17 protein-coding genes are annotated in these 22,765 nt (G+C 51.4%); 11 read left to right on the forward strand and 6 right to left on the reverse strand.

What is annotated here, in order from left to right:
• The first annotated feature begins 411 nt into the window (after window positions 1-411).
• The 4 genes from fmt (at window position 412) to Q3C19_RS09170 (ending at window position 5,118) form a co-directional block, all read left to right on the forward strand.
• Window positions 412-1,383: a methionyl-tRNA formyltransferase gene (gene fmt, locus Q3C19_RS09155; protein WP_287642261.1), complete on the forward strand. Its 972-nt coding sequence runs from the start codon at window positions 412-414 to the stop codon at window positions 1,381-1,383.
• 39 nt (window positions 1,384-1,422) lie between these two features.
• A complete protein-coding gene (rpe, locus tag Q3C19_RS09160) occupies window positions 1,423-2,073 on the forward strand; it encodes a ribulose-phosphate 3-epimerase (protein ID WP_277121627.1) in 651 nt (216 codons plus the stop codon).
• Window positions 2,074-3,660, forward strand: coding sequence for a ComEC/Rec2 family competence protein (locus tag Q3C19_RS09165; protein WP_302728813.1), 1,587 nt, complete (start codon window positions 2,074-2,076; stop codon window positions 3,658-3,660).
• 225 nt (window positions 3,661-3,885) lie between these two features.
• Window positions 3,886-5,118: a Cof-type HAD-IIB family hydrolase gene (locus tag Q3C19_RS09170; protein WP_302728815.1), complete on the forward strand. Its 1,233-nt coding sequence runs from the start codon at window positions 3,886-3,888 to the stop codon at window positions 5,116-5,118.
• Window positions 5,119-5,608: 490 nt separating this feature from the next.
• Here Q3C19_RS09170 and Q3C19_RS09175 read toward each other — a convergent pair whose 3' ends face one another.
• From Q3C19_RS09175 to Q3C19_RS09190, 4 genes are all read right to left on the reverse strand, one after another.
• Entirely contained in the window at window positions 5,609-7,894 is a 2,286-nt protein-coding gene (locus Q3C19_RS09175; protein ID WP_302728817.1) for a hypothetical protein, read from the reverse strand.
• A gap of 196 nt (window positions 7,895-8,090) precedes the next feature.
• Entirely contained in the window at window positions 8,091-8,987 is an 897-nt protein-coding gene (locus Q3C19_RS09180) for a hypothetical protein (RefSeq protein WP_071150541.1), read from the reverse strand.
• Window positions 8,988-9,065: 78 nt separating this feature from the next.
• Window positions 9,066-11,285: a hypothetical protein gene (locus tag Q3C19_RS09185; RefSeq protein ID WP_302728836.1), complete on the reverse strand. Its 2,220-nt coding sequence runs from the start codon at window positions 11,283-11,285 to the stop codon at window positions 9,066-9,068.
• A 65-nt stretch (window positions 11,286-11,350) separates the two neighbouring features.
• Complete coding sequence (locus tag Q3C19_RS09190) at window positions 11,351-13,213, reverse strand: hypothetical protein (protein WP_302728838.1); 1,863 nt, start codon at window positions 13,211-13,213, stop codon at window positions 11,351-11,353.
• Between the two features lie 536 nt (window positions 13,214-13,749).
• Here Q3C19_RS09190 and Q3C19_RS09195 point away from each other — a divergent pair.
• The 3 genes from Q3C19_RS09195 to glmM all read left to right on the forward strand — a co-directional run bounded on the left by Q3C19_RS09195 (window position 13,750) and on the right by glmM (window position 16,936).
• Window positions 13,750-14,781, forward strand: coding sequence for a bifunctional oligoribonuclease/PAP phosphatase NrnA (locus Q3C19_RS09195; protein ID WP_022163765.1), 1,032 nt, complete (start codon window positions 13,750-13,752; stop codon window positions 14,779-14,781).
• Between the two features lie 138 nt (window positions 14,782-14,919).
• Window positions 14,920-15,510 carry a DUF4827 domain-containing protein gene (locus tag Q3C19_RS09200; RefSeq protein WP_277122922.1) on the forward strand — a complete coding sequence of 197 codons (591 nt, stop codon included), beginning with the start codon at window positions 14,920-14,922 and terminating at the stop codon, window positions 15,508-15,510.
• Between the two features lie 37 nt (window positions 15,511-15,547).
• Complete coding sequence (glmM, locus tag Q3C19_RS09205) at window positions 15,548-16,936, forward strand: phosphoglucosamine mutase (protein WP_022163767.1); 1,389 nt, start codon at window positions 15,548-15,550, stop codon at window positions 16,934-16,936.
• Window positions 16,937-17,133: 197 nt separating this feature from the next.
• Here the strand turns inward: glmM and Q3C19_RS09210 are convergent, their stop codons facing one another.
• Entirely contained in the window at window positions 17,134-17,631 is a 498-nt protein-coding gene (locus tag Q3C19_RS09210) for an NUDIX domain-containing protein (RefSeq protein ID WP_302728841.1), read from the reverse strand.
• Window positions 17,632-17,733: 102 nt separating this feature from the next.
• Complete coding sequence (locus Q3C19_RS09215) at window positions 17,734-18,957, reverse strand: S-adenosylmethionine:tRNA ribosyltransferase-isomerase (protein ID WP_302728843.1); 1,224 nt, start codon at window positions 18,955-18,957, stop codon at window positions 17,734-17,736.
• Between the two features lie 1,548 nt (window positions 18,958-20,505).
• On the opposite strand from Q3C19_RS09215, the gene Q3C19_RS09220 reads away from it, so the two are divergent.
• From Q3C19_RS09220 to Q3C19_RS09235, 4 genes are read left to right on the forward strand one after another with little or no spacing between them, the layout of a single operon-like run.
• Window positions 20,506-21,147 (forward strand): outer membrane beta-barrel protein, encoded by a 642-nt coding sequence (locus Q3C19_RS09220; protein WP_159434523.1) that lies wholly within the window; start codon window positions 20,506-20,508, stop codon window positions 21,145-21,147.
• A 25-nt stretch (window positions 21,148-21,172) separates the two neighbouring features.
• Window positions 21,173-21,508, forward strand: coding sequence for a hypothetical protein (locus tag Q3C19_RS09225; protein WP_071150530.1), 336 nt, complete (start codon window positions 21,173-21,175; stop codon window positions 21,506-21,508).
• A 57-nt stretch (window positions 21,509-21,565) separates the two neighbouring features.
• Window positions 21,566-21,991: a hypothetical protein gene (locus Q3C19_RS09230; RefSeq protein ID WP_302728846.1), complete on the forward strand. Its 426-nt coding sequence runs from the start codon at window positions 21,566-21,568 to the stop codon at window positions 21,989-21,991.
• Window positions 21,992-22,033: 42 nt separating this feature from the next.
• Window positions 22,034-22,720, forward strand: coding sequence for a hypothetical protein (locus Q3C19_RS09235; protein ID WP_302728848.1), 687 nt, complete (start codon window positions 22,034-22,036; stop codon window positions 22,718-22,720).
• Window positions 22,721-22,765: the final 45 nt, after the last annotated feature.

Consider the following 22,765-nt stretch of genomic DNA (forward strand, 5'->3'; position numbering starts at 1 on the left):
GTGTTTACACAAATTCCACACATATCCAAATTCTTAGCTGACTTATTGGATGGATGATGAATGGAAAAGGGCACACAAGAAACCTCCCTTTGCCAGTAAAGGGGGGAAGGCTGCTCTTTGTTTGCGAAGCTGGCCATACGCGTTGTGCTTATTACAGAGTGCTTTTCTGCCATAAATATCAGATTTGTGTGCTATGAACTAATCGCAAAAATAAGATTTTATCATTATATATCAATATCTTTCTTATATTTTTTTCGCTTTTCTGCTTCACCATCTCCCTTCATTAACCATTAATCATTAACCATTCACCATTCTAAAGATAAATCTTTGACGATAAGGAAGAATTGCCTACCTTTGCGGATAACTAAAGCGGCTTCACCTGTTGCGGCTGCCCCTAAAATCCTTAGACAAATGAAGAAAGAAGATTTACGCATTGTATATATGGGTACTCCCGACTTTGCCGTGGAGGCCCTGCGCTGCCTGGTGGAAGGCGGTTACAACGTAGTGGGCGTCATCACCATGCCCGACAAGCCTGCCGGTCGCGGACACAAGTTGCAATACTCGCCCGTCAAGCAGTATGCGCTGGAACATAACTTGCCCCTGCTTCAGCCCGAGAAACTGAAGAACGAGGAGTTTGTGGAAGCCTTGCGTGCCTGGAAGGCCGACCTGCAGATTGTGGTGGCATTCCGCATGCTGCCCGAAGTGGTGTGGAACATGCCCCGCCTGGGAACCTTCAACCTGCACGCCTCCCTGCTGCCCCAATATCGTGGCGCGGCGCCCATCAACTGGGCAGTCATCAACGGCGAGACGGAGACGGGCATCACGACTTTCTTCCTGAAACACGAGATTGATACGGGCGAAGTCATCCAGCAGGTGCGCGTCCCCATAGCCGATACCGACGACGTGGGCATCGTCCACGACAAGCTGATGGTGCTGGGCGGCAAACTGGTGACCGAAACCGTGGACGCCATTCTGGACGGCAGCATCCACAGCATCCCGCAGGAAGAGATGGGCGTGACGGGCGAGCTGAAACCGGCTCCCAAAATCTTCAAGGAGACATGCCGCATCGACTGGAACCAGCCGGTGAAGCGCATCTACGACTTTGTGCGCGGCCTTTCGCCCTATCCTGCCGCATGGGCAGAGCTGAAACTGCCGGAAGGCGAACCGGTCGTGGTGAAAATCTTCCAGACGGAAAAGATCATGACGCCCCATTCGCTGGAGCCCGGTACGCTGCAGACCGACGGCAAGACCTACATCCGCGTGGCGGCAGCCGACGGATTTGTGGGCATCTGCGCCTTGCAGCTTCCCGGCAAGAAACGGCTGAAGACCGACGAACTGCTGCGCGGCTTCCGGCTGACGGACGAGGCGCGCTTCGTGAGATGAAACAGAGAACAGAACCTTTAGAGATACTATGACTGTGTTATGAAACCGATTATTTCTCCCTCTATCCTGTCTGCCGACTTCGGTCATCTGGCGGACGACATTGAGATGCTGAACCGTAGCGAAGCCGACTGGGTGCACATCGACATCATGGACGGTGTGTTTGTGCCCAACATTTCTTTCGGCTTCCCCGTGCTGAAGTACGTTGCCAAGCTGGCACACAAACCGCTGGACGTGCATCTGATGATAGTGCAGCCCGAGAAGTTTATTCCCGAAGTGAAGGCACTGGGCGCACACGTGATGAACGTGCACTACGAAGCCTGTCCCCACCTGCACCGCGTGGTGCAACAGATTCGTGAGGCGGGCATGCAGCCGGCGGTGACCATCAATCCGGCCACTCCGGTGTGCATGCTGAAGGACATCATCAACGACGTGTACATGGTGCTGCTGATGAGTGTCAATCCCGGCTTTGGCGGACAGAAGTTCATCGAACATTCGATAGAGAAGGTACGCGAGCTGCGCGAACTGATTACGCTTTCGGGTTCGGATGCCCTGATCGAGGTGGATGGCGGCGTGAATCTGGAAACGGGTGCGCGGCTGGTGGCTGCCGGTGCCGATGTATTGGTAGCGGGCAGTGCCGTGTTTGCGGCTCCCGATCAGGAAGAGGCTATCCGTTCGTTAAAGCGGCTGTAAATGTCGTCTGTCTGGCGGCGACATCCTTTCCTGCGGCTGTTGGTAATGCTGATGGCTGGCATCGCGTGTGCCGACTATTGCCCGTCGTGGCAATGGACGGACGTCAGCCTGGCAGTAGGGGTGGCATGTGTGCTGCTGATGGTGTGCTTGCGACGTTCTGGCAGAGTTCTTTTCGGACTGGTGGTTTATGCGACGATGTTTACCATTGGCTTTTTGCTGATGGGACAACAACTGAAGCTTACGCACTACGACGTCGGAAACGGGATTTCCGACTGCCAGATTCTGCTGACTGAGGTTCCCGAACCGAAGCCCAAGACCGTCATGTGCCGGGCCAGGTTGCTGGCCGAGGCGAGGGGCGATACGCTTTCGCTCTGCTACGGGCGACCTGAATTTCTGTTCTATATAGCTAAAGATTCCGTTTCGCTTGCCTTGCAGCGGGGCGACACGCTGTGGGTAAGAGCGCGGCTCAAACCTCCTTCCAACGAGGGTGTGGCGGCCGGGTTCGACTATGCCCGCTACCTGAAACACAACGGTGTGAGCGGTACGGCCTATGTGCCCGCGGGGAAATGGATAAAGACGGGGCATTCCTCGGAACGTACCCTGCGGCAGAAGGCACTCGACCTGCGTGAAGAGTTGCTGGGCATCTATCGTCGTCTGGGGTTTGCAGGCGATGAGTTGGCGGTGCTTTCCGCGCTGACTCTGGGCGACAAGACCGATTTGAGCAAGGAACTTATGGAAACGTATTCTGTGTCGGGAGCCAGTCATGTACTGGCACTCTCGGGACTGCACGTCGGTTTCATCTATGCGTTGATTCTTGTGTTTTTCGTACCCTTGTGGAAGCGGTGGAGGCGTTTGAAGCCTTTTCTGTCGCTGGTAGCTGTGGGGCTGTTGTGGGCGTTTGCTTTCCTGACGGGGCTTTCGTCGTCGGTGGTGCGTGCGGTGCTGATGTGTTCGCTGTTTGTGGTGGTGGGACTGCGTACCGAAAAGGTGCTGACGATGGATGCACTGATTGTCGCTGCATTCCTGATGCTGTGCTGGCGTCCGTGCTGGCTGTTCGACGTAGGTTTCCAGATGTCGTTCTCGGCAGTGGCGGCTATTCTGTTGCTGATGCCGGGATTGTGGTCGCTGTGCCCATTCGGCAACCGTTTCCTGCGATGGGTGTATGGATTGCTGGCGGTTTCGTTGGCGGCACAGGTGGGGGCGGCTCCGCTGGTGGCATTCTACTTCGGACGGTTTTCTGTCCATTTTCTGCTGACTAACTTATGGGTGATTCCGCTGGTGTCGCTGGTGCTGTATGTAGCGGTGGGCGTACTGCTGCTTACGCCTTTCCCCGTGTTGCAACAACCGCTGGCTGAGGGACTTCGGGTGCTGGTGCGCTTGCAAAACGAGGGACTGCGCTGGATAGAGTCGTTGCCGGGTTCGTCGGTCGACGGCATTAGGCTGCATGTGGCAGAACTGATCATGATTTATGTATGCATCTACCTGCTTTGCAGGGCACTGTATCGCCCTACGGCACGTGCTGTCTACTGGGCATTGGGTGGAGTGGCGCTGCTGTTGGTGACGAGGCTGGTGTACTTGATTTATTAGTTGACGAGTTGGCAAGGGGACGAGTTGACGAGGAAGGAGGTGATGAGGGGAAAGGTGATAAGTACATAGGAAGCGCTCTTGCTGTCTGTAGCCTTGTCTCTTGTTCCTTGTCTCCTCGTTAACTTGTCCCTCGTCCCTCCTTAAAAAGCGTAAAGAAAATTGTTTATCTCGTTCAAATCCTTAACTTTGTGTCCCAATAGAGGAAACCATTAAATCTTTATTGCCATGAAGTACAAGCTATTGGTTCTTGATGTAGACGGTACGCTGCTGAACGACGCAAAGGAGATTACGAAGCGTACCTTGTCGGCCCTGCTGAAGATACAGCAGATGGGCGTGCGTGTGGTGTTGGCATCGGGTCGTCCGTCGTACGGCTTGATGAAAGTGGCCAGAACCCTGGAACTGGGCAATTACGGTGGATTTATCCTGTCGTACAACGGTTGCCAGATTATCAATGCACAGAACGGAGAGATACTTTTCGAACGCCGGATCAACCCCGAAATGTTGCCTTACCTGGAGAAGAAAGCCCGGAAGAACGGCTTTGCCCTGTTTACTTACCACGATAACCTGATTCTGACCAACAACTCGGACGACGAACATGTGCTGGACGAAGCCGAACTGAACGACCTGGTCGTGATAGAGGAGGAAGAGTTCTCGACCGCCATCGACTTTGCCCCGTGCAAGTGCATGCTGGTGAGCGACGACGAAGCGGCACTGGTAGCCCTTGAAGAGCACTGGAAGAAACGTCTGAGTGGCGTGCTCGACGTATTCCGCTCCGAACCCTTCTTCCTGGAGGTAGTGCCCTGCTCGGTTGATAAAGCCAATACGCTGGGTGCCCTGCTCGAACATCTGGGCGTGAAGCGCGAGGAAGTAATGGCCATCGGCGACGGTACGTGCGACGTAGCCATGCTTCAGCTGGCCGGCATGGGCGTAGCCATGGGGCAGGCACCCGACTCGGTGAAGGCTTGTGCCGACTACATCACTGCCTCGAACGAGGAAGACGGTGTAGCAGCAGCCGTTGAGAAAATGATACTGGCCGAAGTGCGCATCGGCGATGTTCCCCTTGACCAGCTGAACGCTCAGGCACGCCACGCCCTGATGGGTAATCTGGGAATACAGTACACCTACGCCGATCAGGATCGTGTGGAGGCTACTATGCCGGTGGACCATCGTACGCGGCAGCCTTTCGGCATTCTGCACGGAGGAGCCACACTGGCACTGGCCGAGACGGTGGCCGGACTGGGTTCGATGATTCTTTGCCAACCCGACGAGATGGTCGTGGGGATGCAGGTGAGCGGCAATCACATTTCGTCGGCACTCGAAGGCGATACGGTGCGGGCCGTGGGTACCATCGTCCACAAGGGACGCTCGTCGCATGTCTGGAACGTGGACGTCTTTACCTCGACCAACAAGCTCGTCTCTACCGTCCGTGTGGTGAACAGCGTGATGAAGAAGCGTTGAAAGCCTAAGCCTCCTCCAAGGCCTCCGGGCCGTTCCGGCAGTTCCCACGCTTTCGGGGGAACTATGAAGGAGGGGATATGCTATGCTTTGCTATGCTATGCTTTGTGTACCGCAGGCAGGTTCAACCTGCCTTTTTGCCCTTAAATGTTGCAGAAAAGGGATTATTGACGACATATTGTGTAATATTTGCGGGCTGTTGCGGTGCACAGACTGTGCAAGCATGACGTGCGAATACACTTGCATGGCTTGTGAACAACACTTATACGGCTCACGAGCCACACTTGCACGGCTCGCGAGAGACACTTGTGTGGCTTGCGAACCACACTTGTGTGGCTCACGAACCATACGTGCATAGTTCGTCCTGTCCCTTCCGGCTGCAAATATAGAATGGCTTCGGGAAATATAAAAACGAAACGGAGAGTAGCGTTCAACAAATCGTCGTGTTGAACGCTACTCTCCGTCTTTTCTATCTCAGAATCAGAATGATCCCTTACTCTTCACCGTAGATGTACTCCACGGGCGACTTCTTGAAGCGCAGGATACGGGTATCGTGCACTCCGGCACCGTTTTGCGTCAGGTACAGGCCGGCCATGCTGCCGTTGAAATACCATCCGCTGCCTGTGGGCGAATATACGGTAAACAGTATGTTGTTGTAGTGGCCGTGGTAGATGCCCGATGTATTCCATTGGGCAGACGGGCCATACCACACAACAGGCTCGTATTGCGTGAAGTCGGGACTCTTCATGGCGATGTAGATGAGGTCGTTCAGAGCCAGTTCGTCGATGACGAGATCGTTCCGCCGGCGCTGTTCGCGCTGTATCTTGCTGTGCCCTTCCCAGGGATTCTTCAGGATATGGGTTCCGTTCCACATCACCCATACGTGGTCGGTGGCATCGAATACGCGGTTGAACTCTTCCATGCTGGGCACCTCGTAGCCGTCGGGGGCAAGGATGGTGGGCTCCAGCTTGTTCATGTGTGTGTTGCCCGCTGTGGTGAATCCGTCAAGCACGGCGACGCCGTCTTGTACTATTACTTGCATGCCCTGTGTGCGTCCTCCCTGATAAGCCCAGCCCCAAAGGTCGTAGAACTCGTCGATGGTGCAGTCGCGCAGGTAGTTGAATACCGTGGTTCCGGCTTTTACGGCAGGGTCGTTGGACGAAAGAATCTGGTCGTCGAACGATTTTGAGTTGCCGCGGGCATTGTACTTGCACCACCATACGCCGTGCAGCCAGGTGACAGGTAGTCCGTAATTGCGGCGCGACACGGTATATGCCTCGCGTGCCGAACCATCGGCTTTGTTGCGGATGACGATTCGTGCTTCCTGTACCCGTCCGTTGGCAGTAGGATCGTTGGGCTTCCAGCCGGCCAGTACACGATAGACGTTGCTGCCTTCCTCTTGTGGAGCGATTTTCATCCACGGATCTTCACCTTCGTTGAACTCGGCAAAGATTTCTTTTTCTTCGGGCAAGGTGATTGTTGCCAGTTCGTTGTCGATGTAATGGTCGAAACGGTGGGCATAATTTTGCAAATCAAAATCCAGCAATCCTTCCATTTGCGTCGGGTTGGCTTGCAACACCAAGCGAATGTGGTCTTCGGGATAGGAGTTGTCCAGTCCTTTGCGGTGGAACTGCAGGCTGGCTTCATCGCTGGCATGGCCCGGCGGATAGAGCAATTTGCGTATCCGAAACAGGTTCTTACCTTCGATTCCGCGTGTCTGTGTCACGGGCTCTACGGTCAGCGGATAGCCTTCGAGGGGGAGCATCTCCAGTTCGTCATCACAGTCTACGGCCAGCAGCACTTCGGTGGCGTTGTGCGGGAAAATGAGTGTACTTCCTCCGTCGGTCACCTGTACATCGTCGGGCAGTTGCGAGGCAGACCGGTCAACGGTGAGCCGGCTGTCCAGACTGGGGATGAGTTCGGTATCTTCGCCTTTTGCCCATTCCTCAACCACGAGGTGTGCTCCACTCAGGTCCTTGCGTAGGGTTATGGTGTAGATTGTGTTGCGTTTCAGTACTTCGGGTAAGGGCTGTTCCATTTCGTAGGTAGTTCCGTCCATCTCGGCTTTTACGTAAACTTTCAGGTCGGGGTTGGTCTGCTCGTACAGATACATGATGGCTGCCGAGTCCTGTTTCAGTCCTTGGTCGAAGGTCAGCAGGATGTCTTCTTTTTCGGCTCCCTGCGGTGTCTGTACGTCGGTTTGCGGAAGGACAAATGTCTGTTTCGCCGCACTCCTTACTCCGAACTGGTGTACGCTGAAACTGCCTGCTACGCGGGCGCGGAAGTCGAGTCGAGCCGTTCCGTGCTTCAGTGTCAGAGGAATGGTACTGACGGCTTGTCCGCTTAGTCCGATCTGTCCGGTCAGGAAGGGCTGTACGTGTCCGTTTGCGACCGTAAGGGTTTGTTGGCGGAAGTCCGCTTCGGTCAGCACACCGGTTTCGGGCACTAGACCAGTTTCCGCATTGGCCAGCACGTACAGCGTACCAGCTCGACGTTGCAGGTCGAGGTTGTAGCTGTTCTCGCTTTCGGCTGTCAGTTGGGGATGGTATTCGGTCAATACCCCATCTTCGAAGAAATAGGCATCCATGCGTTCGATGCGGTTCTCGCCGGATACGGGTTGTGCCTGTCCTTCGGCGTTGAAATGGCTGAGGCTAACCCGAAGCAAGGTATGGCTGTTGTCGGCGAAGTTTTCGTTGGTATGCTCGTCCGAACAGGCATTCAGCATCAGCAGGGTTACCAGCAGGGCAGTTGTCCGTGTAATGTATCTTTGGATGTTCATAAGTTTTAAGCTTTTAAGTTCCCGAGTTTTTAAGTTTCTAAGTTTCTGCTTTCTTAAGTTTTAAGGTTCCTGACTCTTTTGAATTTTTGGGTTCCTTCAGTTTTGAGTTTGTAGAGTTCCCTCTCTGTAGAAAAGTAGGAACCCCGCAAACTCAAAAACTCAGGAACTTAAAAACTCAAAAACTTACAACTGGCATTTAGCGTCGCCGTCTGTAAGGAGTCAGGTCGGTGTTGGTACCTTCTTCCCATTCGTCGTACGATACGTTCAGCTTGATATCGAGGCGATCCTGACGTACGGTAATGGTATAGACGGTATTTCTCTTCAGCGGACCGTCGAAGGCTTTGGTCAGTGTCTTCTCTTCACCGCCGATAACGGCTGTCGCGCTGATTTCTATGCTCTGGTTCTCCTGTTCGTATACATAGAGCATCCCCGATTTGCCGTCGGTGATAGGTTGCTGGAATACCACGGTTGTATCCTTGCGGTTGGCGTTGGACGGCGACTGGATACCTTCTTGCGGGAACAGGTAAGCCGAATTGGCCAGATTGCGTACAGTGACGTTCTTTACCGATACTTCCTCGATCGATTCTACGGCCAGGTCGAAACGTGCCATTCCGCGCTTCAGCGATACAGAAGCAGTGCTTGTCTGGCTTCCGGTGCTTTCCAAAGCCAGCATTCCGGTGAAGAAGTGTTCTGTTTTAGCAGGCATGTTGATGATACTTTGTTTCCAGTTCGTTTCATCCAGTTCTGTCCCTTCCAGACCTTCGGTGGGGATGGTTCCGCCCGTATAAGCCAACAGGTAAAGATTACCCGAACGGCTGTCTATTTGCAGGTTATAGTTCTCGGATTCAGGAGCTCCCAGTTCGTAGATTTTTGTCATTTTCCCATCTCTGAACAGGAAAGCTTTAACGTCGGTTATGTCATTTTCGCCATCAGCAGCCTGAATCAGACTTTCGTAGGCGGCCAGTCGGGCATTGATGATTGTAGTACCCGGGTTGCCGGACGGCAGATTTTCTTCTGCATCGTTCGTACAAGACGTCATCACAAATGTGGTGCATACTGCAAAGGTCATAGCCTTCATAAACTTCAATTCCATAATCGTTTGTTTAGTTTTGGTTAATAATATAAAATGTAAACTACATGTTGTCAGCTATCGGCTGAAACAGTGATTGTATTAGTTGTATATGTATTCTACCGGACTTTTGATACAGCGTACTGCACGGGTCTTGGTAGAGTTTTGTGCTGTAAATTTGAACCAGTTCTGCCCCGGACGGCTGGCTTGTGCATAGCCTTCCATGTACCAGCTGCTCGATGTGTTTCCGGTAATGGCCATTATGATGGACATTTGTGCGATGTTTCCGGCAGTGTTGTTCCATTGATGTCCTAGTCCGTACAGTGTCCAGTGATTGCCTTCGTACTCGAAGTCGTAAAAGGCTATCGTACCGTAGGATTGGTCCAGAAATCGGGCTTCACGTTCTACAATGTTCACGGTAATGGTTTGTCCCTGGCTGTTCTGGTGGGTTCGGGTACCTACACCTCCGATATTGCAGTTGGTGCTCCACACGAAGAAAGCATAATCGTCGTATGTTGGCAACTGATAGCCATCGGGTGCCATTTGCGTGGCAGGTATTTGCCCCCAGTTTTGTGCGGAGCCTTTCATCCCTTCGTGGTAGAATGCAGTTCCGTTGTGGCTCAGTGGCAGTTCGTCAGGATTGCCACCCTGATACTGTCCGCCCATTAGAACCAACAGCTCGTCGTCGCTGCAGGTGGTCAGGCGTTCCAGTACGCCGGTTCCTGTTGCCAGGTCATCGGCTATGCTGATCTGGTCGCTGAAACTCTTGACGTTACCCCGCAGATTGTATTTACACCACCAGGTTCCGTCGATGTTGACAACGGGGAGTCCCCTGTTTCTGCGCCGTATGGGATAAGCTTCGCGGTTGCTTCCGTCGCTGTCGGTGATGACCAGGCGGGCTTCCTGCATGCGTCCGTCGGCTTCGGGATCGTTGGGTTTCCATCCGCCCAGTATGCGATAACTGCCGGCATCCTCAGCCAGTTTTATCCACGGTGTCTGTCCGTTGTCCGTTTCTACTGTAGCTATTTTACCAGCGGGCAGAGTGAGACGTCCCAGTTCTCCTTCTATGTATCGGCCGAAGTCGCATATACCGTCTTCATCGAGGATAATGCTGCCTTCGAGCTGGATAGGACTGGGCAAGAAAGCAAGCACGATGCGCCCTTTGTGGATCTGCTCTTGGTATACATCGGCATAGATGTATTCGCGTATGGTACCGGGCAGACGGTGAACATTGCTCACTGCAAGGCGTGCTACCGGTTCAAGGTTACGGCTAGCTGTAGCCTGTACGCTGACTCCGGTGATGCGTCCGTCGACTGTGACTGTTGCTCCCGGTTCGGCATCGAGAACGAGGTTAAAATTGTTCTCGGTATAGGGGATGAAGACACTGTCGCAGGTGCTGTTTACTTTGACGTTGGCCGGTAAGGCAGAGGCTTCGACATTAACCCTTGCTTTGATTTGGGCTTCAGAACCGGAGGTATCGCCTTGTTCCCAGTCGCCGTTGCTGATGTTCATCATTACGTCACCTCCGCGTCCGTACACATGGATGGTGTAGACCGTGTTGCGTCGGATGGTGGTGGGTAGGGTAGCCTTCAGCTTGTGCAGCGCATTTCGGAAACGCACCAGTACTTCGGCCTGTATGTCTGTGCCCTGTTGCTCGCAGATGTAAAAGACTGTTTCGCGGGCATTGGACAGGGGAGTGTTATACTGCTTGTCGAAGCGGGTGGTCGCTGCATCCTGAGGATGGGTGGCGGTTGCCTGCGGGTTAAGGTAACCTTCGTCGGCCAGGCCGTCGATACTGACTTGCAGCACTTCTACACCCTGGTCGGTCGATTCGAGGTCGATGCGGGCAACGCTGCGTGTCATGGCAACGGTCAGTTCCGACGCTGACTGACTGCCCAGTTCCTCCCTACCGCTCATCAACAGTCCGTGTTCCGTCATATCGCTGGTCGAAGCCGAGAGGGCCAGAAAGTCGTCGAGGGTAGTAGCGCCGGGTACCAGTGCTTCCAAGGCTGTTACTTGCGAGGCATTGGCCAGGAAGTAGAGGGTTCCGCGGTTGTCGGCGAGATTCAGATAGCAGCGGCCGTCATCGCCGGGTACCAGCGGACCGTAAGTTTCCTGCAACTGTCCGTCGTCGAAACGGAAAGCTTTTACGTCGTTCATCCGTTTGTCGTCGGTGGTAGCGGCAGTGCCTTGCAGCCCGGCAGGTTGCAGAATCACAGATAACTGTCCTGCGGCGGGTGTATCGGAAAATTCGGTTTCGGCAGTGCATCCGGCTCCCAGTAGGGACGCAAAGAGGCAGCAAGCAATAAAATTGTATTTCATTGTTCGTTGTTTTAAGTTTTAATAAGTACGTGTGCACGGCTATGGTGCGGTGTAGGCCTTTGCCATCAGGGATACAGGGTCGGGTTGTTCCGGCTGTTGAGGTACGACGGTGAGTCGATGGGGAACTGATGCAGATTGTTGACGTAGAAGTTGTTCATCAGCTTCTGTGCCCAAGGACCGTAGGTGAACGCACTGCTGTGGTTGTATCCCATCACGTGGCCCAACTCGTGGAACATGATTTCGCAGGCGTAGGTGTTATTGTAGTGTGTAAGCCAGGCGTTTTGATAGGCTCCGAATATAATGCCTCCACCCAGTCCGATAACACCGTTACCCGAGTATACCAGTCCTACTTGCAGGGTACGTTCTCTACGCATCTGCGAGAGTACTTGATCGGCTGTCACCTTGTCGTCTACACCACCGTTGCCATATAGAATGTCTTCGTTGGCTCTGAGGATTTCTTCGTGTTCGTCCATGCCGATCATGTAAGTGAAGTTGATAAACATGGCCACTACCTCGCGGCAATGTACGGGACGTATACCCATCCAGTTGCCTACCGGGCCTCCGTTTGGCAGGTCGGGGTCGCCTCCGTAAAGGCTGAAGTAGATGTCCCAACCGTGTACGATGGATTTTATCTTGGCCCAGTACGGGTCGTCGGACTCTATCTTGTATTGGGCTCCGGCGAGCTGTGCAGGTGTCAGATTGCCGATTTCGATCAGCTTGCCCGACTCGGTGCGGTACATGCCGTTACGGCTGCTGAAGGCGACTTCGTGAAAGAAGTCGGCAAAAGCCGGTATGGAGTCGAAGTAGGCCAAATCGAAATACTCGTTGCTGACGGACGGAATTTGTGCCTTGATGAGCACCCGTTTCAGGTCGCGAGGCGAATAGAAGCGGGCATGAAGCTGACCGGCATCGTTCACCTTGATTTGCAGCGGGTGTGCCGTGTTGAACCTCCGTTGTGCCGGGTCGGCATAGATGGTTTTGGACTCTCCGTCTTGCAGTATCTTGGCATGATTACCTTCGTTGTAAGCCTGTCGGGTGACGTACATGGTGCCCTGATAGTCGTCGGGATGCTCCATCCGTGCGTGTACCTGTTCGATACGGTTAGGGTTTATGGCGTCTACACCGAACAGGTAGCTGCATTGGCGCTCACCGCCCCGATAGTGGGTGGTAGTGAGGCTGATTTCGGCATTAATCTGCGCATCTGCGGTGGTAGGCATAAACCAGTAGGTGTTCTGGTCGTTCAGCTCGATGGGATCGGTCTGCCCGTTACTTTGTCCGGCATATCCTCCGTCGCCGGTGAAGGCTGTGTAGAAGGTACCGGTGTGAAACGACAGTGTCTTCTGCGTTGCGGCAGTACGCACGTCGTCGTTGTTGTAGAGCAGGCCGAGGTCGAGACGCCCCATGATGCGCTTCTGCACGATTTCGGCGGGCAGATGCACGATGTATTCGTGACCTCCGGCAACGGCCTCGCGGCTGACGCTGAAAGGGGTCTTCGAATAGAAATATTCGGCTTCGAGAGGTTTCTGCAGGTCGGACGGGAAGCTGATCCATTGGTCGGTTTTCTGCTTCAAGGGGTGAATGGTGGCCCCGTCGTCGAGCAGATTGCCTTTGATGGCAAGAATCAGCAGTTCGTATTCGCCTTCCTTCAGGCCTTCGATTTTGATTTCCTGGTTTTGGTGGTTGTAGATGCCCTTCAGGCCGCTGGCTATGGCGCCGTCTTCATCGACTACGTAGAATTCTACCCGGTCGTAAGGGGCATCGGTTTCGGTAGTTTGGCGGGTGTGGGCACCGTCGTTCTCGTAGCGGTCGCTCCGTAGTCTGACGGTAGGTGTGTCCGCCGCCGTCTGTAAGGAGTCTGCCCATTCATCCTGTTGGCAGGAGATAAAGGCCAGACTGCATAAAAATGTTATCCAAACAATCTTTTTCATCCTGTCTCTGTAAGTTGTGGTTCTCTCTAATACCTGTTATACGTTTGTTATCCTGAATCTCTTTTACCTGTTGTTCTTTTTTCGGCTTCGGCCATGAAAAAAGCGCGATGTGTCTCGCCGGTTGGGGTGAAGGCATATTGCGCTTTTGTATACTATAAACGTCGTTTGAGTCGAATTGTTCATTGCACATTTGCGGCTTCGGCGTTTTCTATGTGTCCGGTCGGATCTTTCCGGCGGGTTTTCATTGTCATTAAACGGAAATGGTAGAGATTTGTTTTGGGAAGTTGTGATATTTAACTTTTCTAAACAAATTCTTTGTTTTCGTCTTTCTTGGGTTTAGGCCTTTCTGCCGGGGCGTTTGAGCGACGCAAGTGTGGCTCGTGAGCCGTGCAAGTGTCTCTCGCGAGCCGTACAAGTGTCTCTCACGAGCCATGCAAGTGTTGCTCGCGGGCGGGTTGGGAAATATTTCGTCCGGCGTGCCTGTCCTTCCAAACTTTATTTGTACTTTTGCCGCTTCGAAGTAAAACGAAAAGAACATGTTGACGAAAGTTATTGAACAAGCCAATATCGACCATTTTGCCAAATGGCTGGACCGTGCGGACAAGATGGTGATTGTGTCGCACGTGGGTCCCGACGGCGATGCCATCGGCTCTTCGCTGGGATTGTGGCACTTCCTGAACTCGCAGGATAAGACTGCTAACGTGATTGTACCGAACGCTTTCCCCGACTTCCTGAAGTGGATGCCGGGCAGTAAGGACATTCTGTTGTACGATCGCTATAAGGAGTTTGCCGACAAGCTGATAGCCGAAGCCGACGTTATTTGTTGCCTCGACTTCAATGCCACCAGCCGTATCGACGCCATGAAGGAAGCTGTGTTGGCCTCGCCGGCACGCAAAATCTTGATTGACCACCACCTGCATCCCGAGGATTTCTGTAAGATTACCATTTCGCATCCGCAGATTTCGTCGACGTCGGAGCTGGTGTTCCGTCTGATTTGCCGCATGGGCTACTTCAGCGATATCACGCGCGAGTGTGCCGAATGCATCTACACCGGTATGATGACCGATACGGGCGGGTTCACGTATAACTCGAACAACCGCGAAATCTATTTCATCATCAGCGAACTCCTCACCAAAGGCATCGATAAAGACGAGATCTACCGCAAGGTGTTCAATACTTATTCCGAAAGCCGTTTGCGTCTGATGGGGCACGTCTTGACGCAGATGAAGGTCTATCATGAGCACCGTGCTGCCCTCATCACGCTGACCAAGAAAGAACAGAGCCAGTTCAGCTACATCCGTGGCGACAGCGAAGGATTTGTCAACATTCCGCTCAGCATCAAGAACGTTGTCTTCTCCTGTTTCCTGCGCGAGGACACCGAACGGCCTATGATTAAGGTATCGCTGCGCTCGGTCGGCACCTTCCCCTGCAATCAGCTGGCAGCCGAGTTTTTCGGAGGTGGCGGACACCTGAACGCTTCGGGAGGCGAATTCTACGGAACGATGGAAGAAGCGAAAAAAGTGTTCGAACAGGCGTTGGAAAAATACAAGCCCCTGTTGCTGAAGTAGACCGTTACGGTGCCGTATGCAGCCGTGCACAACGCCTTGCATACGTGACGAAAGGTTAAAAGATACGAACTTTCAGTCCGTGGCTTTCAATATTCGGGGAAATCAGATACTTTTGTACAGAATTACTAATTGACAGAAATGAAGAAACTTACCTTATTTTTATTTACCCTGTTCGCACTGAGCCTGGCTTTTCAGGCTTGCGACAATACAAAGACTTACGCCGAGATGCGCGAAGAAGAAGATGCCGCCATTGCCGACTTCATCAACGAACACGGCATCAAAGTCATCTCGCAAAGCGAATTCTATGCACAAGATTCGATGACGGCCGAGAACGAATACGTACAGCTGGCCAGTGGAGTCTACATGAACATCGTAGACAAAGGCTCCGAAAATCCTGCCGATACGGTGAAGCCGAACGACATTGTTCTGGTACGCTTCATGGAGTACAGCCTGCTCGACAAGGACACAACTTTGTCCAACATCAATGCAGTCGATGTAGACGAGTTCCTCTATCAGGTAACCTCTTCTTCCATTGCCGGCATTTTTATAAGCGGTTATATGCTTTCTTATTATAAAACGGCTGTACCGCCGGGTTGGCTTGTGCCTCTTTCTTATGTGCGCGACCGTGCTCATGTAAAACTGATTGTTCCTTCGAAGATGGGACACCAGACTGCCAGCCAGTATGTGTATCCTTATTTCTACGACATACGTAAATATCAGATATATTGATACTTCATTTCTAACCAAATAATTTAAATTATTATCTATGACACTGATTAAATCTATTTCCGGCATCCGCGGAACCATCGGCGGCAGTGCAGGCGAGGGACTCAATCCACTCGACATTGTGAAATTCACTTCAGCGTACGCCACTCTTATCCGTAAGACGTGTACCGTTAAAAGCAACAAAATTGTAGTAGGCCGCGACGCCCGCCTTTCCGGCGAGATGGTAAAGAACGTTGTGGTAGGTACCCTGATGGGTATGGGATGGGACGTGGTCGATATCGACCTGGCTTCTACACCGACTACCGAACTGGCAGTTACGATGGAAGGTGCCAGCGGTGGTATCATCCTTACCGCTTCACACAATCCCCGTCAGTGGAATGCCCTGAAACTGTTGAACGAAAAGGGTGAATTCCTGAACAAGGAAGAAGGCAACGAGGTGCTCCGCATAGCCGAGGCCGAGGCTTTCGAATACGCCGAAGTGGACAAACTTGGAACTTACCGCAAAGACCTGACTTATAACCAGAAGCATATTGATAGCGTGTTGGCTCTCGACCTGGTGGACGTAGAAGCTATCCGCAAGGCCGACTTTCACGTAGCCATCGACTGCGTGAACTCCGTGGGCGGTATCATCCTGCCTCAGTTGTTCGAAGCACTGGGCGTGAAGCACGTTGAAAAACTCTATTGCGAGCCTACAGGTGACTTCCAGCACAACCCCGAACCGTTGGAGAAGAACTTGGGCGACATCATGAACCTGATGAAAGCCGGCAAGAACGATGTAGCTTTCGTAGTAGACCCCGACGTAGACCGTCTGGCCATCATCTGCGAAGACGGACGCATGTACGGCGAAGAATATACACTGGTCAGCGTAGCCGACTACATCCTGAAGCATACACCGGGTAGCACCGTGTCGAACCTCAGCTCGACTCGTGCCCTGCGCGACGTGACTCGTAGCTACGGACAGGAATACTACGCATCGGCCGTAGGTGAAGTAAACGTAACCACGAAGATGAAAGAAGTAGGTGCCGTTATCGGCGGCGAAGGCAACGGTGGTGTCATCTATCCGGCCAGCCACTACGGACGCGACGCTTTGGTAGGTATTGCCCTCTTCCTGAGTCATCTGGCACACGAAGGCAAGAAGGTGAGCGAACTGCGTGCTACTTATCCTGCTTACTTCATGGCTAAGAACCGTGTAGACCTGACTCCCGAAACCGATGTAGACGCCATCCTGGCTAAGGTGAAGGAAATCTACAAGAACGAGGAAATCAACGACATCGACGGTGTGAAGATTGACTTCCCCGAGAAGTGGGTACACCTGCGTAAGAGTAATACCGAACCGATTATCCGTGTATACAGCGAGGCTCACACACAGGAGGAAGCTGAAGAAATCGGTCAGCAGATTATGAAGGTAATCGAAGAACTGGCGAAATAAACGCTATTAAATGAAGAACGAATAATGAGGAATGAAGAATTTCCTGCCTTGTGCAGGACGGTTCTTCATTCTTTTTTTATGCTCTGGTATGTCCGGTTTGCATGAGGGTGTCAAAAACAAAAGTATCTGAAACTCTCCTCCTTCCAGAAGGAGGGGAGTCAGATACCATAACTAAGTTTTGACACACCTTCACTGTTTTAAATGATTTTCTCTATCTCTCCCTCGAAATTGGGCGTAAAGACTCCTTTTCCCAGATTGGCACGTATTTCTTCGATGGGCCAGAAGCGTCCGCCGTCCAGCTCGTCGCTGGGGTTGACGGGGCCGTCGTAAACTGTTTTATAGGTGAAGACCAGTTCGCGTTCGCGGGCTGATTCGAAGACGTAGTGTGTCACCTGCTGGGGCGTAAACTCGGTGATACCCAGTTCTTCGCGTACTTCACGACGGAGGGCTTGTTCTACACTTTCGCCCAAATCCACATGCCCGCCTACGGCCGTGTCCCACTTGCCCGGCTGGATATCCTTCCACTCAGGACGCTTTTGCAGATAGAGTTCGCCACGCGAGTTGAATACGTGCAAGTGTACGACGGGATGCAGCAGCTTGCTGCCGTTATGGCACTCGCCGCGTGTGGCGGCACCGATGATATTCCCTTCTTCATCAACGAGGGGAAACATTTCTTGGTTGTTGTCTTGATTCATGACTTATATGTTTTGCCACCACAGAAGATACCGGATCACGAAGTATAGATTGTTTCCTTTGGAAGAACTCTGTGCGATTCTGTGTCCTCTGTGGTGAATATCTTACGGTATCAGCAGCGACGAGTCCCCGTAGCTCAGAAAACGGAAGTCGTGGGCCAGGGCATAGTCGTAGATGGTGTGCCAGTCGCCGTGGACAAAGGCCGAGACGAGCAGCAGCAGCGTACTCTGTGGCTGGTGGAAGTTGGTCACCATGGCACGGACGATGCGGTAGTCGTAGCCCGGGGCGATGATGATCTGTGTGCTGGTGTGCAGGGCTTCCATGCCGTGACGGTCCAGATAGTCGCGGACGGCCGTCAGGGCTTCGACCGCTGTTGGGGCTTCGCCTTCCATTTCGTAGGGCTGCCACTGGCGGACGTGCAACTGTTCTTCCGTAGCGTCAGGGTTCTGCAACAGGGTGACGCCGATGTGATAGAGGCTTTCGAGCGTGCGCACCGATGTGGTGCCTACGGCTATGGCCTGCCCCTCGTGGGCTATCAGCTTTTCTATCGTGCCGCGCGATACGGAGATGTACTCTGTGTGCATCTCGTGCCCTTCGATTTCTTCGCTCTTCACGGGGCGGAAGGTGCCGGCACCTACGTGCAGCGTCAGTTCTTCCAGGTCAACGCCTTTTGTGCGGAGTGCGTCGAGCACGCGGGGCGTGAAGTGCAATCCGGCTGTAGGGGCAGCTACGGAGCCTTTTATCTTGGAGTAGACCGTCTGATAGGTCTCCTTGTCGCTTTCCTGTGTCTCGCGGTTCAGGTAGGGCGGGATGGGCAGCTCGCCGAACACTTCGAGGATGTCGGCAAAGGTCACCTCGGGATTGTCCCAGTGGAAGTCCACCCAGTGACTGGTGCCGCGGCACTCGCCCCGCTCGGCAGTCAGCGTCAGCGGGCGTCCTTTTACGGTCATCTCGCGGCGCAGGGGGCCTTCTTTCCACTTCTTCAGGTTGCCCACCATGCAGAGCCAGGCGGCGTGCTCAGTCTGCTGGAAGTTCAGCACGTAGTCGTTTGGCTCGATGGGTTCCAGGCAGAAAACCTCGATCAGTGCGCCCGTTTCCTTGCGGAAGTGCAGGCGGGCCTGAATGACCTTGGTGTTGTTGAACACCATCAGGCTGCCTGCCGGCACGTAGTCGGGCAGGGAGGTGAAGCGGTCTTCGGTCACCTGTCCGTGGCGGTAAACCAATAGTTTGGACTGGTCGCGTACGGGCAGGGGGAACTTGGCGATGCGCTCGTCGGGCAGCGGATAGTTGAACTCGCTGATGCGGATATGTTTAGGGTCTTGTCTCATAATCGTATTTCTCCTTTTTCGGGTGCAAAGGTACGGATAATTAGGGAATGCGCGAATAGCTGCGGGGAAGTTGTTGTGGCATTTTTCAGCAACCGACAAGTCGGTACGCAAAGTCTTACTTCGGCTTTGCAAAGAGGGACTTTACACTGCTAAAGAGGGACTTTGGGGGCTCAACTTGTGCTTTCACCCTGTATGATGTTTGATTTTTCCGAAATAGCCTTCACGCTTTCACCCTGCCGTAACTCTTTCATTACAAACCTTTTCCGGTGAAAGATATGTTTCACGGCTAGTGTCACTGTGTAAGCGTCTCCGCGCTTACGATAAATTCTGGCAGAACGGATTTCCTGGAAGGGGTGACAGCAATGTCAGTCTTGCATTTTTTCCCCAGTTAGGAAAAAATAAATTCCCAGTTAGGAAAAAATTTTTCTCTAACTGAGAAAAAATTAATGTGTAGTACCACCATCCCGATTTATGTTTCACTTACCTTCAGTGTAGCGATTGTGAAACATGATGTTTCACCATATTCCCTTGTATATCAGCATGAAAAATACGTGGTGAAGCCGTGAAACCAAAATCCCGAATGTTTGTTTTTTAGCCGTGTAACATCAAAAGTCAGTCACCACAACAAGCAATGTCCGGCCAGGACACAAGCAATCCTGCCGCCTATCGCAAGCAATGCCGCCGGGTTCTGTCCACAAAGCCCGCGAGTATGACTCACAAACCCGCCAAGTATTGCCTGCAATTCCCACGAGTATTGTTTGCAATCTCCACGAGTATTGCTTGTATGGCTCGCGAGCCGTACAAGTGTTTCTCGCGAGCCACACCAGTGTGGAACAGGAGCCATACAAGTGTGGAAGCAGCAGTGTGCAGGAAAAGAAAAAAGGGGCAGAATATTTTGCTTTTTATATTTATTTTAGTAAATTTCGAGCCGAAAACGCTATAGCTCTATTCTTTGTTAACTTTATGCCTGCCACTTGAAGTTGAAAAAATGGAGTCTCTTTACGATAAATTATATCCTTAATCTAATTTTTTTCGTAGGCAACTTTTTCTTTTTCCCGATTCATTTTTATTGTCACATTTAAAGTAGTGTATTTATGAAAACGAAATTCAGATGGAATGCGATGCAAGTCACTTTGACGAATATATTCATTTAGACTTTGATCCTTGGCATGATGTCCCGGTTTAATTGGGTATATTATTCATTGGTAACTGTGCTGTTAGTAGGTTGTATCGGGGTTTATTGGAGGTTGTATTTGCAGGACAGAAGTAATTCTGAATGTTGTTCGTGTGAAGCAGATCTGTTGCTTGCTAATGATTCGAATGTCCGGAAATGGCGTTGTTTGCTGTGGATAAGTCTGGGGATTGCATTTGTTTCCTTTGTTTTTACATGGATATGGGTGTCCGATGTGGTTGTCATCTCAATCATTGAATGTCAGTCAACGATTCTGATTCTTATTTGCAGCGTAGTTCTTGATAATCGGATTCGTAAGTTGAAAGATCGGGCTTTGCAGGCGGAGAAATAATCTTGTTTAAATTCAATTTATGGTTATGAGAAAAAGTATTCTTTTTTGTTTCTGTTTGTTTTGTTGCTTGATTTGTGTTGCACAAGAACAAGAGCGTAAGGAAAAAGTCGCGATTTCGGTAGATTTAGGTGGCGGTAAATTGTTCGGGACTACAAATCTTTCTCCTTTTGGAGAAATTTATCGGCAGCAATATGATAAGGGTTTTTCGGGCAGCATTAAAGCCACGTATCGATTTCAGCAAAACTTTCAGGTGGGGCTGAAGTATAATCTTTTTGGAGCTACGGCAGATTTTGCGTTGCATAGCGGTGAATGGGTCAACAGCGATTTGTCGCTGAATTATTTGGCTCCCCAAATCGGTTGCCGGTACGATGTGACGGATCGGTTGATTTTTGATTTTATGTGCGGCGCAGGATATGCTTATTATAAAAACAGCGGTGTTTGCGACGGAGAAAGTTTTAAGGCAAAAAAAGGTTTTTGGGCTTCGAATTTCGATTGCTCTTTTTACTATCGGCTGTATCCTAATCTGTACTCCGGGCTTGGGTGCTCTTTTACCGGCGGCAAGGCTTCTTCCTATGAAATGAATGGCCATAAGGTAGAATTGGAAGGACGGAATGAGCTGAAACTGTTCCGAGGTGACATCTATTTTTCTGTACGCTCTTATTTTTAAGAAATAGCTAACTGATTTCAGAACCATGAATAAGAAATTAATTGCTCCCCTGATTTATTATTTCTTGGCTATTGCAGGATTCACAACGTCCCTTTTATGTCAAGAGAACAATAGGTTGTTTTCTTTTTCTATGGCTTTGATGTTTACAATGAGTGGTAGTCTGATTGGGGAATTGGTTTCCAAACGAGTTCAAGTAGCCAAACCGCCATTGCAGAAACTTGGAAAATGGCTTTTGGCAGCCATTCTATGTTCTGTGTTATGCTACGTTTTCATGACTGACATTACAATCAGAAACATTTTCATCGTGGTCATTAACGTTACTTTGGCGTTAAGTACAGTTTTCTATGCTTTTACTCATTGAACGATTAGGAAATATGTCTGTGAAACGTTATTTGTAGAAACTTATAAATGTGTATGTATGAAAACGAAATTCAGATGGAATGCGATGCAAGTCTCTTTGGTGACTATATTCTTTTGGGCTTGGTTTATCGGTATGATGTTCCGGTACAATTGGGTGTATTATTTACTGGTAACTGTGTTGTTGGTGGGGTGTGTCGGGTTTTATGTGCGCCAGTATTTGCGGGATAAAAAACAGTCGGAGCAATTTCTGGAAAATGCCAAATTTGAACATGATTCGAAGGTTCGTATGTGGCGCCGTTTTTTATGGGTTGCTCTTGGTCTTCACTTTCTGACAATTGTTTTTAAATGTATATGGATAATTGATGTCGGAAGTGATATATGGGCTTTTTTAGATTTGCCTTTCTTGTTTGTCATTCTTTCTGATTTCTTCCTACATATCCGTATTTGGAAACTGAAAGATCGGGTTTTGATGGAAGAGGAATAGACGGTTTTTAGGTAGTTATTCACGTTGTAATATTGTAAGAACATGGGAAAAAAGGTTCTGATTTTCTCTTTGAACAGATTGCTTGCCGTATGGCTGTTTATGATGTTCTCGGGTGTCTTTGCGCTTCGGGCGCAGAAGATATACCTGACCGATGCCGAACCGGCTGCAAGGTCGGTTGTGCTTACATATAGTTGGGGAATTGCGGGTTACGCTTCGTCGCATGGCATTTCGGCTTGGGATGTGGATGGCAAGGGCGGTGGTGTGGCCAATACGCTCCGGCTGATGACTTATTCTTCCTCTAACAGTGTGGGGTATGGGCTTTTGCTGTATGATGATATGCACTCGCAACGTTTCCGCGACGAGGGAGTGAAGGAGAAAGTCAACCTGCTGTATGTGGCTCCTCAGGCGTCTTACTTGAAGCGGACAACGCTGTTTCCCTCCTGCTTTGGCACGATGGGGGGAGGTGCCGGTTATGTGCACTATCAAAGTAAATCGACTTTTTCCGGCCATCCCGATGTTAAGACGTCTGCTTCCAGTGTGGGGCTTAACGCCTTTCTTAATCTGGAATACACCTTTGCCCGCCACTGGGGTGTCTGTCTGGAGGTAAATGCCCTCTATTCGCCGCTCAATCCGTCGGAAGTACAAGCTGATTTCATCCCTTGGAAGCAGCGTGACAAGTTCGGCTTGTTTGTGCTGACTACGCAGCTGGGCATCTCTTGTCATTTTTAGAAGTCACCACCGATATATACTGATATAAGTTTCGCAAGTTTATTA

The organism is Bacteroides sp. ET489 (assembly GCF_030518095.1).
Taxonomy (GTDB): domain Bacteria; phylum Bacteroidota; class Bacteroidia; order Bacteroidales; family Bacteroidaceae; genus Bacteroides; species Bacteroides ndongoniae.